The following is a 14,491-nucleotide window of genomic DNA, read 5'->3' on the forward strand; positions in this document are numbered from 1 at the left end:
CCAGCACGCGACTCCAGCGACAGACGTCCTGGACAGGAGCGAACGCAGGGAAGTGGCTGTGCATCTGACACCGCACGAACAGGAACGCCTGATGATCCATGTGGCGGCCGACGTCGCGGAGAAGCGGCGGGCACGCGGAGTCCGGCTGAACTACCCCGAGACGATGGCGTTGTTGATCGTGCACGTCCTCGAGGGCGCCAGGGACGGCAGGACCGTCGCCGACCTCATGTCCTCGGGGCGGAAGGTGCTGTCCCGCGAGGAAGTCATGGAAGGCGTCCCCGAGATGATCGAGAACGTGCAGGTCGAGGCGACGTTCCCCGACGGCACGAAGCTGGTCACCGTCCACGGCCCCTTCCCCGAGACGGGCGAGGACGACGAACCCCTCGTGAGTCCGGGCAAGGTGGACTTCTCCACGCGGAAGGAGGACCGCGTGGTCGTCTTCAACGAGCGCAACAGACAACAGGACGAGGTCACCGAGCTGGAGGTCGGCAATCCCACCGACCGCCCCGTCCAGGTCGGTTCCCACTACCACTTCGCCGAAGCCAACGACGGGCTGCGGTTCGTCCGCCGGAAGGCGTGGGGCAAGCGTCTGAACGTCCCCGCCGGCAGCTCCGTACGCTTCGAGCCCGGCATCACCGAGGTCGTGCAGCTCGTGCCCATCGAGGGCGACCGCGTGGTGCACGGCCTGCGGGACAAGGTCAAGGGCCTCCCAGAGAAGGTCAAGGGCTCGCTCGACAAGGTCAAGGGATCCTTCGACGAGGAGCGGGTGTGAACGCGATGACCCAGTGCCCCGACTGCTCCTGCTGCCAGGACGAACCGACCGCCTTCGACCCGTTGACCCGCGCCGCCTACGCGGACCGGTACGGCCCGACGACCCGCGACCGCATCCGCCTCGCCGACACGGCGCTGCGGATCAAGATCGAGGACGACTGGTCCGGAGGTCCTGGGCGCAGCGGCAACGAGATGGTCTTCGGCGGCGGCAAGGTGCTCCGTGAGTCGATGGGCCAGTCCGTCGTACCGCGCGACCCCGGCAGGGGCAAGGCCGACGCGTCCGCCGGCCCCCCGGGGGCTGTCCCGCCGGACACCGTCATCACCGGCGCCGTGGTCCTGGACCACTGGGGCGTCGTGAAGGCCGATGTGGCCATCCGCGGCGGCATCATCGTCGCGCTCGGCAAGGCGTACAACCCCGAGACCATGAACCCGCTGCACGAGGGAGCACCCCCGCACAACGGCATCGGGCCCGAGCCCACCGACTTCGTCGTCGGTCCGGACACCGAGGTCATCGCGGGCAGGGGCAGGATCCTCACCGCAGGTGGTATCGACACCCACGTCCACTTCATCTGCCCCGACCAGGTCGACGAGGCACTCGCCGCGGGGGTCACCACCCTGATCGGAGGCGGCACCGGCCCGGCGGACGGCAGCACGGCCACCACGGTGACACCGGGGTCATGGCACATCGACCGCATGTTCGAGGCACTGGACGGCTTCCCGGTCAACATCGGACTGCTCGGCAAGGGCGCCACCATGTCGAAGGAGTCGATGCTCGACCAGGTGGACGCCGGTGTCCTCGGACTCAAGATCCACGAGGACTGGGGTGCCACCCCGGCCGTCATCCGCAAGTGTCTGGAGGTCTGCGAGGAGACCGGTGTCCAGCTCGCGCTCCATGCCGACTCGCTGAACGAGGCAGGTTTCGTCCAGGACACCATCGCCGCCGTCGACGGCCGCTCCATCCACGTCTTTCACGTCGAAGGGGCCGGAGGTGGCCACGCTCCCGACATGATCAAGATGGTGAGCGAGCCGAACGTGCTGCCCGCCTCCACCAACCCCACCCGCCCCCTGACCGTCAACACGGTCAAGGAGCACTTCGACATGGTGATGGTCTGCCACCACCTCAACCCGAAGGTGGAGGAGGACCTGGCCTTCGCCGACTCCCGCATCCGGCCCTCCACCATGGCCGCCGAGGACATCCTCCACGACCTCGGCGCCATCTCGATCATGTCCTCGGACGCCCAGGCCATGGGCCGGATCGGCGAAATGATCATGCGTACCTGGCAGACCGCGCACGTCATGAAGGCACGACGCGGCTTCCTGGAGGAGGATCAGCCGGCGGCAGCTGAGCCGAAGGGTGGCAAGGCGAAGGCCGGATCACCGGTGGACATGACGGCGGAGGCCGAGCCGCCGCTCGCCGACAACCGGCGCGCCCGCCGTTACGTCGCGAAGTACACCATCAACCCGGCGTTGGCCCAGGGTATCGACGAAGTCGTCGGGTCCGTGGAGACCGGCAAGCTGGCCGACCTGGTGCTGTGGGAGCCGAAGTTCTTCGGCGTCAAACCGCACCTGGTCATCAAGGGCGGGCAGATCGCGTACGCGCAGGTGGGCGACGCCAACGCGTCCATCCCCACGCCTCAGCCGGTCCTGCCTCGTCCCATGTGGGGCGCGACGGGCCTGGCACCCGGCTCGCTCTCCTACAACTTCGTCACCGAACGGGCCGTCAAGAAGGGCGTGGGCAAGGGTCGCAAGCTGAACAAGCGGTTCAAGGCCATCAAGGACACCCGCGCCGTCACCAAGGCCGACATGAAGGAGAACAGCGCCACCCCCGACGTCCGTATCGACCCCGACACGTACGACGTCGTCATCGGCGGAGCGAAGGTGACGGACGTGACGACATTCGTCGACGGTCAGATCGTCGACCGCGCGTTCGTGAGCGAACTCCCCATGGCACAGCGTTACTTCCTCTTCTGACCGACGAACTCGCCGCCGCAGGACCTGAGCCGTGGAGTAGAGGAAGAAGGGGAACGAACGATGAACTGTGCCGCGCTGCTCGTCCTGGCCGACGGCCGGTTCCCCGCCGGAGGGCATGCGCACTCCGGCGGGGCGGAGGCGGCCGTGGCGGCGGGCCGCATCACCGACGCGGCCTCGCTGGAGGCCTTCTGCAGGGGCCGCCTGCACACCGCGGGCCTGGTCGCGGCGGCCCTGGCCGCCGCGGCCGCGGGCGGACACGATCCGCTGGCCCTGGACGGGGCCGCGGACGCCCGCACCCCGGTACCGGCGCTGCGGACCACCTCCCGCAAGCTGGGGCGGCAGATGATGCGTGCGGCCCGCGCCGCCTGGCCGTCGGCCGCGCTCGACGCCCTCGCCGCGGCCCGGCCGCAGGGAGCGCACCAGCCCGTGGTCCTGGGCCTGGCAGCCCGGTCCGCCGGGCTCACGCCCCTGGACGCCTCCTACGCGGCGGTGTACGAAGCCGTCAGCGGACCGACCACCGCGACGGTCCGGCTACTGAGCCTCGACCCGTTCGACGCCACCGCCGTCCTGGCCCGGCTGGCCCCCGACCTCGACCGGATCGCGGCAGCGGCCACGACGGCGGCCCGGCGCGTCACCGGGGAGGGCACAGGCGTACTGCCCGCCGCCTCGGCTCCGCTGCTGGACATCGCCGCACAACGACACGCCGCCTGGCCGGTACGCCTCTTCGCATCCTGACCACCCGTCACGGGACAGCACCGGATCTCACGCAAGGAAGCCACATGCACCTCGGCCACGACCTCGACGAGAAGTTCCCCCATCGGCACACCTACAGTGCCGTCCGCCGTCTGCGCCCCGACGGCAGCCACCGCGCCCTGCGCATCGGACTCGGCGGACCGGTCGGCTCGGGCAAGACCGCCACCGTCGCCGCGCTGTGCCGGGCGCTCCGCACCGAAGCGTCCGTCGCGGTGGTCACCAACGACATCTACACCCGTGAGGACGCCGATTTCCTGCTCCGGGAAGCAGTCCTTCCGCCGGAACGGATCAAGGCGGTCGAGACCGGGGCCTGCCCGCACACCGCGATCCGCGACGACATCTCCGCCAACCTCGAAGCCGTCGAGGACCTGGAGGAGGAGGTCGGTTCCCTCGATCTGATCCTGGTGGAGTCCGGCGGCGACAACCTCACCGCGACCTTCTCCAAGGGACTGGTGGACAGCCAGATCTTCGTCATCGACGTGGCCGGTGGCGACGACATCCCCCGTAAGGGCGGCCCCGGTGTGACCACCGCCGATCTCCTCGTCGTCAACAAGACCGACCTCGCCCCCTACGTCGGCTCCGACCTCGCTGCCATGGCCCACGACGCGGGGGCCCAGCGCGGCACGCTTCCCGTCGTCTTCACCTCCCTCAAGGAGGAGGGAGGCGTCAAACCGGTCGCCGACTGGATCCGTGAACGCCTGACCGACTGGACCGCCGACCACTCATGACCCTCACCACCGGCCCCACGGCGGAGACCGCGCCGCACCCACCGGTCCTCGGTGTGCGGGCGACGGCCCGCATCACCGCGGTCTCCAGGGGCGGCACCACCGTCCTGCCCGTCCTGGACGGAGACGGCCCCTTCGAGCTCCGGCGGCTGCGAGCACGCGGCGCCGAGGCGCGCGTGTGCGTCGTCGGCGCCATGAGCGCCCCGCTCGGCGGTGACCGGCTCCGCATCGAAGCCACCGCCCGGCAGGGGGCGGAACTCCACATCACCTCCGCCGCCGCGACCCTCGCCCTCAGGGGCCCCACCACGGCCGCCGCCACCTACGACGTGCACCTGACCGTGGAGGAGCACGCGGAGCTCCGTTGGCAGCCCAGACCGTTGATCTGCGCGGCCGGCAGCAATCTGCGCCAGACGTGGACCGTCGATCTCGCCCCCACCGCACGGCTCGTCCTGCGGGAGGAGCAGGTACTGGGCCGCACGGGCGAGGCATCCGGCCAGGTGACGACCAGGCTCACCGTCCGACGCGGCGGGCAGGTACTCCTCGATCAGGAAGCGGCGTACGGCCCTGACGCACCCGGCTGGGACAGCCCGGCCGTCCTCGGCGGGTATCGCGCGACCGGGCAGATCCTGCTCGTCGATCCCGTCTTCGAGGAGGATCCGCCGGACGTGCACCTCCTCGTCGGCGCTCCCGAGGACGGCCAGGCCGTCCGCTTCCCGCTGCCGGGGCCCGCCGCGCTCGTCACCGCCGTGGCCCGCGACGGTCTCCGTCTGCGGCAACTCCTCAACGCTGTCCGGAGCCCACGTCGCCGGACAGGCGCAGCATGACCTTGCTGCTGCCGGCGGCGGGGTCGGCGGCGACCGCCAGCGCCTCCTCCGCGCGTGCCAGCGGGAAGCGGTGGGTGATCAGCGGGGTGAGGTCCAGTCCGTCCCGCAGGGCGAGCAGGGCGTCGTCCATCTCCTCGACGAAACGGTAGGACCCGATCCAGGTGATCTCGCGGGTCACCAGGTCCCCGAGGACCGCGGGTGCGGCGGCCCCCGGCAGGTTGCCGACCTGGACGAGCGTGCCGCCCCGGGCCGTGGCTCGCAGTACCGGCCCCAGGGCGGCCGGGGCGCCGGACGCCTCGAAGGCCACGTCCACGTCCTGCGGCAGGACGTCGCCCCGCGCCAGGTCTCTGGTCTCGTCGGCGCCCAGGGCCCGGGCGACGGCGAGGGCCGGCGCCGACAGGTCCGCGGCGATGACGGTGCCGGCTCCCCGGTGCCTCGCGGCGGCCACGACGAGGGAGCCGATAGGTCCGGCGCCGTTGACCAGGACCGTCCGGCCGCGCAGGTCGGGGACCCGGCCGACCGCGTGCAGGGCGACGGCCAAAGGCTCTGCCAGGGCCCCTTGTTCGGTGCTCACTCCGGCCGGCAGCGGCCGGATCTGCTCCGCCCTGACCGTCCTGTACTCGCTGAACCCGCCGTCGGTGTGCGGGGTGAAGGCCGCCGAGCCGAAGTAACGGACGCGCGGGTACAGGTTGGTGCGTCCGGCGATCCGTTCCGGCAGTACACCGTCGCCGACGAGCCCGGCCGGATGGACGGTCACCGGTGTGCCTTCGCCGGAACCCGTGACACCGAGGCCCGTGACACCGAGTTCCGTGACACCTGGGCCGAGTTCGACGATCCGGCCCGCGACCTCGTGCCCGAGCACGAGGGGATGCGCGAGCGCCGCCGTGCCGGACGCCCCGTACCTCCAGTAGGCGATGTCGGAACCGCAGATCCCGCCCCACTCCATGGCCAGGAGCACTTCTCCCGCACCCGGCACCGGCCGGGCCCGCTCGTCGACACGCAGATCGCCCGGTCCGTGCACGACGACGGCCCTCATACGCCGCACGTCGGCGGCCGGGGCACCCTTGCGGTCTTCTCCCGCAACGGCGGTCATATGGCGTCCTCCAGGCGGACCAGGTCGCGTCCGCGGGTCTCCGGCGCGAGGAACGCGCTGGCGGCTGTGATGAGCGAGTAGATGACGAGCATCGCGGCGATGGGCCACCAACTGCCGGTCAGGGCGGTGAGTGTGGCAGCCAGTACGGGGCCGATCGCGGTGGCGAGGATTCCGCCGATCTCCTTGGCGAGCGCGAGCTGGGTGAACCGGGTCCGGGAGCCGAAGAGTTCCGCCATCGTCACGCTCTCCAGCGAGAACAGTCCGAGGACTCCGACGTTGAGACCGAGGACCATGCCGATCATCACCGCGGGTGTGGAGCCGGAACTGATCAGGAACATCACGGGGAAGGCGATGACGACGGTCAGCAGGCTGAGTGCGAGATAGAGCACGCGTCGTCCGAAGCGGTCTCCGAGCAGGCCGACGACCGGGACGGTGGCGAAGCCCAGCAGGGAGCCGTACACGATCGCGTCCGTCGGGACGGACCGGCCGACGGCGAGCTCGGTGGCGATGTAGCCGACGAGGAAGGTCTGGATCAGCCCTGAGTTGCCCGCCTGGCCGAAGCGCAGTCCCAGCGCGAGGAAGAACGCTTTGCCCTTGCGCTGCCGGATGCCGGCCGCCAGGACGTCGCCCCGCTTGCCGTCGGTGTCGGCGATGACGGACTCCACCTCGTCACGGGCCAGCGCCACACCGTCCACCACATCGGGGCGTTCCTCGAAGACGGGGCTCTCCTTGAGCCCCCGGCGCAGCCAGACGGCGAAGAACATCAGCCCGAAGCTGAGCAGGAACGGCAGCCGCCAGCCCCAGGACAGCAGTTGCTCCTCGGTGAGTACGGCGAGCAGGATCGCCCACAGACCCGAAGCGGCGAGCGTTCCCGAGTTGGTGCCGAGCGAGACCAGCGAGGCGACGAGACCACGTCGGCGGGCGGGTGCGTACTCGACGAGCAGTACGGTCGCCCCGGCGATCTCGGCCCCGGCTCCGAACCCCTGCACCAGCCGGAGCGCGACGAGCAGGATCGGCGCGAGGATTCCGATGGTGGCGTAGGTGGGCAGGGCGCCGATCAGGGTGGTGGAAGCGCCCATCATCAGGACGGTGAGGTAGAGGACCCGCTTGCGGCCGATCCGGTCCCCCATCCGTCCGAAGTAGACGGCCCCGGCGAGCCGGGCCACGTATCCCACTCCGTAGGTCGCCATCGCCGCGATCAGACCGATGGCCGGACTGACGTCAGGAAAGAAGATCTTGTTGAACACGATCGCTGCGGCCAGCGAGTAGAGCTGGAAATCCATGAACTCCATGGCCGTGCCCAGCCAGCCCGAGACGGCGGCCCGGGTCAGGTCACCGGTGGTGCGGTGCGCGGGGCCCTTCTGCTCCGCGGCGACAGCACTGTCCTTCATCGTGAACTCCGTTGTTCGGGGACGTAGAGCGGTGTGGAGCGGAACCCTACGGCCGGCGGCTCAGATCTCGACACGGCCGGCGTGCAGGGCCGGCAGTCGGTCCGCGACGGCGGCGGTGAGGGCATCGTCACCGGCCAGGTCCGCAGCGCCGAGGAGGCTCAGCAGCGCGCGTACCGTCTCCACCGGCCGGTCAGGGGCCGACCAGCAGGCGGCCAGCGCGTCGGCGGCCGGGTCGGTGAGGGCGGCGACTCCGGGACGCGTGCCGTGCACCCAGGCTCCGAGGGCCAGTTCGAGCACCGGGGTGGCCGCCCCCCGTCCGCGCAGTTCGCGCAGGGCGGGGAGCCAGCGTTCCGCGATCTTCAGCGAGCTGTCGGAGCCGATCTGCCGCAGCAGGTGGCGTATCGCGGGATTGCGGAACCGTCCGACGAGGTCGTCGGCGTAGGCGACGGGATCGGGGCCCCCGGCGGGGAGGGTCGCGGCAACCTCCGCGCACAGGGCACGGACGACGGTCTCGCCCCAGTCCGTGGCCATCGTGCCGGCGATCGTGGCGCACCCGGCGGAGAGGCCCAGATGGGCGAGCGCCGAGTGCGAGCCGTTCAGCAGCCGCAACTTGGTGAGCTGGTACGGCGTGACGTCCGGCACGAACAGGGCGCCGTCCCGCTCCCAGGGCGGTCGTGGAGCGGCGAACGCGTCCTCCAGGACCCACTGCCGGTAGGGCTCCCCTGCCACGGGCACGGCGTCGCGCACGCCGAGCGCGGCGGAGGCCGCCAGCAGGTCCGCCTCACCGGACGCGGGCACGATCCGGTCCACGACGGTCGAGGGGAAGGCCACGGTCGCTGCCATCCGGTCCAGGATCTCGTCGCGGTCCGGCCAGGCCGAAGCACGGACGAAGTCGCCGACGACCCGGCCCAGCACCGCGCCGTTGCCCGCCATGTTGTCGCAGGACACGACGGTGACGGGTGGTGCTCCGGCCCGGGCCCTGGCGGCGAGCCCCGCGGCCAGCCGCCCCACCACCGTGGTGAGGGGTCCGCCCCGTCCCGCCGCGAGGTCCGCGGCCACGGGCGGCGCGGTGAGGTCGAGCCCGCCGGTCGAGGGGGACCGGAAGTAGCCCTTCTCCGTGACGGTCAGGCTCACCACGGTGGTCTCCGGGTCGGTGAGCAGGGCGTCGACGGCCTCGGCGTCCGGCCCCATCGTCAGGGCGTCGACGACCGCCCCCACGACGCGGCACACACCGCCGCCCGGACGGCGTTCGGTGAGCGAGTAGAGGTGGTCCTGATCCCGCAGGGCGCGCACGGTTCCCGCGGAGCGGGGGGCGACGGCGGTGATGCCCCAGGGTTCGCCGGAGCGGGCGGCGGCGTTCTCGGTGTACACCGCCTGATGGGCCCGGTGGAAGGCACCGATACCGAAGTGCACGATGCGGGGGCGCAGTTCGGCGGGGTCCACGGCGGGGCGCAGCTCCGGCGCCATCCGGGACAGGGCCGAACGGTTCAGTGGGGGCAGGTTCACGGCGTTCACCAGTCGTGCACCGATCCGTCGAGACGGCGCGCGACCGGTAGGTAGCGCCGCCGGTAGGGGTACCGCTCGGCGGCCTTCTCGTCGTACTCCACGCCGAGGCCGGGCTCCTCGGACGGGTGCAGCATGCCGTCGGCGAACGTGACGCCGGTGCGGAACACCTCCGCGGCCTCCTCGGGGTGGCCCATGTACTCCTGGATGCCGAAGTTCGGCACGGTCACGTCGAGGTGCACGGCGGCGGCCATGCTGACCGGGGAGAGGTCGGTCGCACCGTGGGAACCGGTGCGCACCTGGTAGAGCGCCGCGAGGTCGAAGATCCGTCGCAGGTGGGTGATGCCGCCCGCGTGGGCGACCGTGGTGCGTACGTAGTCGATGAGCTGCCCGGTGATGAGGTGCTGGACGTCCCAGATGGAGTTCATGACCTCACCGACCGCGATCGGCGTGGTCGTGTGCTCGCGGATCAGCCGGAAGGACTCCTGGTTCTCGGCCGGGGTCGGATCCTCCATCCAGAAGAGTCGGCAGGCCTCGACGCTCTTGCCGAAGCGTGCCGCCTCGATCGGGCTCAGACGGTGGTGGACGTCGTGCAGGAGGTGGAAGCCGAAGCCGAAGCGCTCACGCACCGCCTCCAGGTAGGTGGGCGCGAAGCCGAGGTACGCCTCCGTGTCCCACGGCTGTTCGTCCGGCAGCTCGGTCGCGGCCGGCTCGTAGACCTTTCCCTTGCGGACGCCGTAGGTGCCGCCCACGTCGGGCACCGCGGCCTGGGCCCGGACGGCGCGGTAGCCCAGCTCCAGGTACCGCTGGACGTCGTCGAGCAGTGAGGGGACATCGGTGCCGCTGGCGTGCGAGTAGACCAGCACACCGTCCCTGGAACGCCCGCCGAGGAGCTGGTAGACGGGGAGCCCGGCCGTCTTGCCCTTGATGTCCCACAACGCGGTGTCGACGGCGGAGACGGCCGTCATGGTCACGGGCCCCCGGCGCCAGTACGCGCCCTTGTACAGGTACTGCCACATGTCCTCGATGCGAGCGGGATCCTTGCCGATCAGGAGCGGCGCCACATGGTCACGCAGGTAGCTCGCCACGGCGAGCTCCCTGCCGTTGAGGGTGGCGTCGCCGAGGCCGGTCACTCCGTCCGTGGTGGTGATGCGCAACGTGACGAACGTACGCCCGGGGGAGGCGACGAACACGTCGACGCGTTCGATCTTGCTCACGGGGTCTCCTTGCGGTGGCGGACGGGCGGGAGGCCGGGCCGGGGCCCGATCGGTCCCGACCAGTCGGGCACGGCTGTCGTGCAGAGCTTGTATACAAGCACTTGTCGCGCAGCCCGGCAAGAGTCCTGGCACCGTTGTCCAGCGCTTTCACCACCGGCCGTTCCGCGCCCCCACCGCTCCCGGCCGCTGGTCGGGTCCGCTGCGACCGGTACGTAGGATGGGCACATGGCTCAAGCGAACGAGCGTCGGACCAGCAGACACAGCATCTATCTGAAGCTGCGTCAGATGGTGCTGACCCTGGAGCTCCCCCCCGGTGCCGCCCTGTCGGAGAACGAGCTCGCCACCGCTCTCGGGGTGAGCCGCACCCCGGTGCGGGAGAGCCTGATCCTGCTGGCCCAGGAGGGCCTGGTGCAGGTCTTCCCGAAGGTCGGATCGTTCGTCTCCCGCGTGGACCCGGCACAGGTCGCCGACGCGCAGTTCCTGCGGGAGGCCGTGGAGCTCGCATCCCTGGACAGCCTGCCGACGCGACTGGACCCGGCCGTCGTCGACGAGCTCCGGGACAATCTCGGACGGCAGCAGCGTCCAGAGCTGGGGCTGGAGGAGTTCTTCGCACTGGACGAGGCGTTCCACCACGGACTGATGCGCCTGAGCGGTCACGGCGACGTATGGACCACGGTCGCCGCGGCGAAGGGACACCTGGACAGGGCCCGACGCCTCGGCCTGCACGAGAACGTCTCGCCGGCCGTCTTCACCTCGCAGCACCGGGAGATCCTCGAAGCCGTCATCGACGGCCACGTTCCGCTGGCCCACGCCCGCATGCGTGACCACCTGCGAGCGGTCTTCGACGACATCGAACGCATCCGCGCCCACTCCCCCGAACTGTTCTCCACCGGCCCCTCCACCGTGCCGGTACGGCGCAGCGTCGTTGTCTGGGAATGAGCGCTCCCGCGCCCCCGCGCGGTCCACGGAGGCAGGGCGCGCTCCCGTCCGGTCGTTATCCTGGCCGGGCGTCGCTGAACGCGCGGGGCCACGGGCGCGTATCCACTGCTGAGGTCTCGTCACTCCGTCGAAGGGAACGCCGACATGAGCGCATCACCGAGGAGCCAGGCCCGCTTCGGGCGCCGCACCGTCGTCGTGGCGGCCGGAGCGGTGGGAGCGGCCGCCGCTCTCACCGCGTGCGGTGGCTCGCAGGACGCCGGGGAGCCGGACACCGCCGAGCCGTCCGGGGAGAGCGGGGGCGCCGCCCTCGCGAAGACGGCCGACATCCCGGAGGGCGGCGGAGTGGTCTTCGCCGACGAGGGCGTCGTGGTGACACAGCCCACGGCCGGCACGTTCAAGGCGTTCTCCTCGAAGTGCACCCACCAGGGCTGCGCGGTGAAGGGGATCACCGACGGCGTCATCAACTGCCCCTGCCACAACAGCACGTTCGACGCCACGACCGGTGAGGCGACCGGCGGCCCCGCGACCCAGCCGCTGCCCGAGAAGCGGATCCGGGTGGAGAACGGCTCCATCACCCTGGCATGAGGAGCCGCCCCGGCCGGACCGTTGCATGATCGCGGACGAGGCTCCATGATGTCCGGAACCGACCGGAGCCGCCCGGACCCGGACCACGGAAAGGGCACCCCGTGACCGTCACCCAGCGTCGAGGCCGTCGGATCATGATGACCGACGCGGAGCGGGACGCCTACCTCACGCGGCAGCGCACCTGCCGCGTCGCCACGGTCTCCGCCGAGGGCATGCCGCATGTCGGGGCGTTGTGGTTCGTGTGGGACGGCACCTCTGTCTGGCTCTACTCCCTCACCCGGAGCCTGCGCTGGGCCCAACTCCGGCGCGACCCGCGGATCGCCGTGGTGGTGGACGACGGTGCGGAGTACGGAGAGCTGCGTGGGGTGGAGCTCTCCGGCGAGGTCTCCTTCGTCGGTGAGATCCCCCGCACGGGCGAGCCCTGCCCCGAACTGAACGCCCCCGAGCGGTCGTTCGCGACGAAGTACTTCGGTCTGGACTCCCTGCCGCACGATGAGCGGCACGGCTGGCTCCGCCTCACCCCGCGGGCCGTCCGGTCCTGGGACTTCAGGAAGCTGCCCGGTCCGGAGTGATTCCGGCTCGCCGTCGGCCACCCCGAGGTACGGGACGGCGAGCCGGGATCCGCCGGGACCGGCGCGTCCAGGGCTCCCGGCGCCGCACTCAGCCGTAACTGACCGGAGTCGCGGGCGGCGCCGCGGCCGCGACCGCGTCGGCCAAGGGCTCGATGTCGGCGGCGGACAGCGACGAGACGGTCAGCCGAAGCCCCTGCGGCGAGGCCATCCTGAACCGGGCCCCGGGGGCCACCGCCCAGCCGGAGTGCAGCAGTCTGGCCACCGCTCCGGTCTCGTCACCCACGGGCACCCACACGTTCATCCCCGTCCGCCCGTACGACGTGATCCCCCGCTCCCCCAGCGCCCGCACGAGGGCGTCCCGGCGTTCCCCGTAGGAGCGGGCGACGGCCACCGTGTCGACGGCACCCGTCTCCCACAGGTGTGCCACGGTCCGCTGCAGCAGTCCGCTGACCCAGCCGGGCCCCAGCCGCTGACGGCCCGTCACCCGGTCCACGGTCAGCCCGTCCCCCGTGAGCACGGCGACCCGCAGATCCGGTCCGTACGCCTTCGAGACGGACCGCACGAAGGCCCAGCGGTCCGTGCTCCCCGCCAGGGGGTGCAACGGCAGATCGACGATGGCGTGACCGTGGTCGTCCTCGATGAGGAGTACGCCGGGGTGTTCCGCCAGGAGGGAACGCAGCTCCCCGGCCCTGCGGCTCCCCACCGTCGCACCGGTCGGGTTCTGCGCCCGACCGGTGACCACCAGGGCCCTGGCCCCTGCCCGCAACACCCGCTCCACGTCACCGGGGAGCGGACCCTCCTCATCCAGCGCCACCGGAACGACGCGCATCCCGAGCGCCGGAACGAGATCGAGCAACGCGCCCCAGCCCGGATCCTCGACGGCCACCGCGTCGCCGGGCCTGAGGTGCGCGGCGAGCACCCGTTCGATCGAGTCCAGGGCCCCGGAGGTGACCGCCACCGGCCCGTCCGGCACGCCGTCGGCGTCCAGAGCGGCCCGTGCGAGCTCCGCGAACCGGGGGACCACGGCCGCGTCGCCGTAGAGACCGAGCTCCTTGCCGTACGCCTCCGCGGCCGCCGCCAACGCCTCGCCGAGTTCCGGCAGCAGGGCGGGGTCCGGATTGCCGTCGCCCAGGTCACGCACACCGGGTGGAGCTTCCACCCGGAGCGAGCCGCGCGCCGTGCTCGCGGGCCGGGGCCGCACCCGGCTCCCCCGCCGCCCCGCCGTCTCGATCACTCCACGTTCACGGAGGGAGCGGTAGGCGGCGGCCACCGTGTTGGGATTGACGCCGAGCAGGGTCGCCAACTCCCGCATGGGAGGCAGCACATGGCCCGGCTCCAGGTCACCCGAGGCGACACCGCGCTCCACGCTCGCGGCAATGTCCGATGCGCGCCGCCCGCTGATCCGATACTCTCCTAGCACAAACAATACTATGCACTAGTGCAATGGAGTACGCAATGCCGGACGCCACCCCCGACAGCACCGGCCTCCACGGGGCCGCCTACACGCCGACGGAACGCACGGTCCCGAGCCGTTCCAAAGACCGCGCCGCGTACGACCGGGAGACGGTCCACTCGATACTCGACGCCGCCTACCTCTGTCACTTGGGCTTCATCCGCGACGGCGCGCCCGTCGTCCTGCCGACCCTCTTCGGCCGGGTCGGCGAGCGGCTCTACGTGCACGGCTCGACCGGTTCACGACCGCTACGCGCGACGGGCGCCGCGGACCCGGGCCTCGCCGTCTGCCTGACCGTGACCCATGTGGACGGCCTGGTGCTGGCCCGTTCCGCCTTCCACCACTCGATGAACTACCGCTCGGTGGTGGTCCACGGGATCGCGCGGACGGTGACCGACCCGGAGGAGCGTCGCGTCGCACTCGACACCCTCGTCGACCAGGTCGTACCGGGCCGCTCGAAGGACTCCCGGCCGGCGGACGCGAAGGAACTCGCCGCGACCGCGGTCATCCGCCTGGATCTCGACGAGGTCTCCGCCAAGATCCGTACCGGCGGACCGAACGACGCCCCGGAGGACCTCTCGCTGCCGTACTGGGCGGGCGTGGTCCCTCTGACGCGCGGGTACGCGGCGCCGGTGCCGTCCGACGACCTGGACCCCGCCGTCCGGCTGCCGGACTACCTCACCGCGCTCTGACC

Annotated in this window: 14 protein-coding genes; 9 read left to right on the top strand and 5 right to left on the bottom strand. The window is 71.5% G+C overall.

The features are described from left to right. Positions 1–58 precede the first annotated feature (58 nt). Genes ABT001_RS20445 through ABT001_RS20465 form a run of 5 tightly spaced genes read left to right on the top strand, consistent with a single transcriptional unit; the run spans position 59 to position 5,044 of the window. Positions 59–772, top strand: coding sequence for an urease subunit gamma (locus ABT001_RS20445; RefSeq protein WP_351279327.1), 714 nt, complete (start codon positions 59–61; stop codon positions 770–772). Between the two features lie 5 nt (positions 773–777). Next, positions 778–2,742, top strand: coding sequence for an urease subunit alpha (locus ABT001_RS20450; RefSeq protein ID WP_351279418.1), 1,965 nt, complete (start codon positions 778–780; stop codon positions 2,740–2,742). A gap of 60 nt (positions 2,743–2,802) precedes the next feature. Next, complete coding sequence (locus ABT001_RS20455) at positions 2,803–3,477, top strand: urease accessory protein UreF (protein ID WP_351279329.1); 675 nt, start codon at positions 2,803–2,805, stop codon at positions 3,475–3,477. 44 nt (positions 3,478–3,521) lie between these two features. Further along, positions 3,522–4,223, top strand: coding sequence for an urease accessory protein UreG (gene ureG, locus ABT001_RS20460; protein ID WP_351279331.1), 702 nt, complete (start codon positions 3,522–3,524; stop codon positions 4,221–4,223). Continuing rightward, entirely contained in the window at positions 4,220–5,044 is an 825-nt protein-coding gene (locus ABT001_RS20465) for an urease accessory protein UreD (RefSeq protein WP_351279334.1), read from the top strand. Before ureG ends, ABT001_RS20465 begins: the two co-directional genes overlap by 4 nt. Here the strand turns inward: ABT001_RS20465 and ABT001_RS20470 are convergent. Genes ABT001_RS20470 through manD form a run of 4 tightly spaced genes read right to left on the bottom strand, consistent with a single transcriptional unit; the run spans position 5,001 to position 10,248 of the window. Beyond that, positions 5,001–6,137 (bottom strand): L-idonate 5-dehydrogenase, encoded by a 1,137-nt coding sequence (locus ABT001_RS20470; protein WP_351279337.1) that lies wholly within the window; start codon positions 6,135–6,137, stop codon positions 5,001–5,003. The genes ABT001_RS20465 and ABT001_RS20470 overlap by 44 nt on opposite strands. After that, the gene (locus ABT001_RS20475) at positions 6,134–7,528 is read right to left on the bottom strand and encodes an MFS transporter (protein WP_351279339.1); all 1,395 of its coding nucleotides are present in this window, start codon (positions 7,526–7,528) and stop codon (positions 6,134–6,136) included. Before ABT001_RS20475 ends, ABT001_RS20470 begins: the two co-directional genes overlap by 4 nt. Before the next feature lie 60 nt (positions 7,529–7,588). Continuing rightward, positions 7,589–9,034 (bottom strand): mannitol dehydrogenase family protein, encoded by a 1,446-nt coding sequence (locus tag ABT001_RS20480; protein ID WP_351279342.1) that lies wholly within the window; start codon positions 9,032–9,034, stop codon positions 7,589–7,591. Positions 9,035–9,039: 5 nt separating this feature from the next. Next, positions 9,040–10,248: a D-mannonate dehydratase ManD gene (manD, locus tag ABT001_RS20485; protein WP_351279345.1), complete on the bottom strand. Its 1,209-nt coding sequence runs from the start codon at positions 10,246–10,248 to the stop codon at positions 9,040–9,042. A 225-nt stretch (positions 10,249–10,473) separates the two neighbouring features. On the opposite strand from manD, the gene ABT001_RS20490 reads away from it, so the two are divergent. The 3 genes from ABT001_RS20490 to ABT001_RS20500 all read left to right on the top strand — a co-directional run bounded on the left by ABT001_RS20490 (position 10,474) and on the right by ABT001_RS20500 (position 12,344). Then, on the top strand, positions 10,474–11,187 hold the full coding sequence (locus ABT001_RS20490) for a GntR family transcriptional regulator (RefSeq protein WP_351279348.1): 714 nt from the start codon (positions 10,474–10,476) through the stop codon (positions 11,185–11,187). A 144-nt stretch (positions 11,188–11,331) separates the two neighbouring features. Next, positions 11,332–11,772, top strand: coding sequence for a Rieske (2Fe-2S) protein (locus ABT001_RS20495; RefSeq protein WP_351279351.1), 441 nt, complete (start codon positions 11,332–11,334; stop codon positions 11,770–11,772). A 101-nt stretch (positions 11,773–11,873) separates the two neighbouring features. Then, complete coding sequence (locus tag ABT001_RS20500; RefSeq protein WP_351279354.1) at positions 11,874–12,344, top strand: pyridoxamine 5'-phosphate oxidase family protein; 471 nt, start codon at positions 11,874–11,876, stop codon at positions 12,342–12,344. 88 nt (positions 12,345–12,432) lie between these two features. On the opposite strand, the gene ABT001_RS20505 is transcribed toward ABT001_RS20500, so the two are convergent. Next, complete coding sequence (locus ABT001_RS20505) at positions 12,433–13,764, bottom strand: aminotransferase class I/II-fold pyridoxal phosphate-dependent enzyme (protein WP_351279357.1); 1,332 nt, start codon at positions 13,762–13,764, stop codon at positions 12,433–12,435. Between the two features lie 35 nt (positions 13,765–13,799). Between ABT001_RS20505 and ABT001_RS20510 the strand changes: the two genes are divergently transcribed. Then, complete coding sequence (locus ABT001_RS20510; RefSeq protein ID WP_502967491.1) at positions 13,800–14,489, top strand: pyridoxamine 5'-phosphate oxidase family protein; 690 nt, start codon at positions 13,800–13,802, stop codon at positions 14,487–14,489. The last annotated feature ends 2 nt before the right edge of the window (positions 14,490–14,491 follow it).

Source organism: Streptomyces sp. NPDC002793 (genome assembly GCF_040295485.1).
Taxonomy (GTDB): Bacteria; Actinomycetota; Actinomycetes; order Streptomycetales; family Streptomycetaceae; genus Streptomyces.

Excerpts from the sequence above, each read along its gene's own strand:
- ABT001_RS20450 (WP_351279418.1), top strand. The coding sequence starts at position 778 with ATGACCCAGTGCCCCGACTGCTCCTGCTGCCAGGACGAACCGACCGCC.
- ABT001_RS20455 (WP_351279329.1), top strand. The coding sequence starts at position 2,803 with ATGAACTGTGCCGCGCTGCTCGTCCTGGCCGACGGCCGGTTCCCCGCC.
- ureG (WP_351279331.1), top strand. The coding sequence starts at position 3,522 with ATGCACCTCGGCCACGACCTCGACGAGAAGTTCCCCCATCGGCACACC.
- ABT001_RS20465 (WP_351279334.1), top strand. The coding sequence starts at position 4,220 with ATGACCCTCACCACCGGCCCCACGGCGGAGACCGCGCCGCACCCACCG.
- ABT001_RS20470 (WP_351279337.1), bottom strand. The coding sequence starts at position 6,137 with ATGACCGCCGTTGCGGGAGAAGACCGCAAGGGTGCCCCGGCCGCCGAC.
- ABT001_RS20475 (WP_351279339.1), bottom strand. The coding sequence starts at position 7,528 with ATGAAGGACAGTGCTGTCGCCGCGGAGCAGAAGGGCCCCGCGCACCGC.
- ABT001_RS20490 (WP_351279348.1), top strand. The coding sequence starts at position 10,474 with ATGGCTCAAGCGAACGAGCGTCGGACCAGCAGACACAGCATCTATCTG.
- ABT001_RS20495 (WP_351279351.1), top strand. The coding sequence starts at position 11,332 with ATGAGCGCATCACCGAGGAGCCAGGCCCGCTTCGGGCGCCGCACCGTC.
- ABT001_RS20510 (WP_502967491.1), top strand. The coding sequence starts at position 13,800 with ATGCCGGACGCCACCCCCGACAGCACCGGCCTCCACGGGGCCGCCTAC.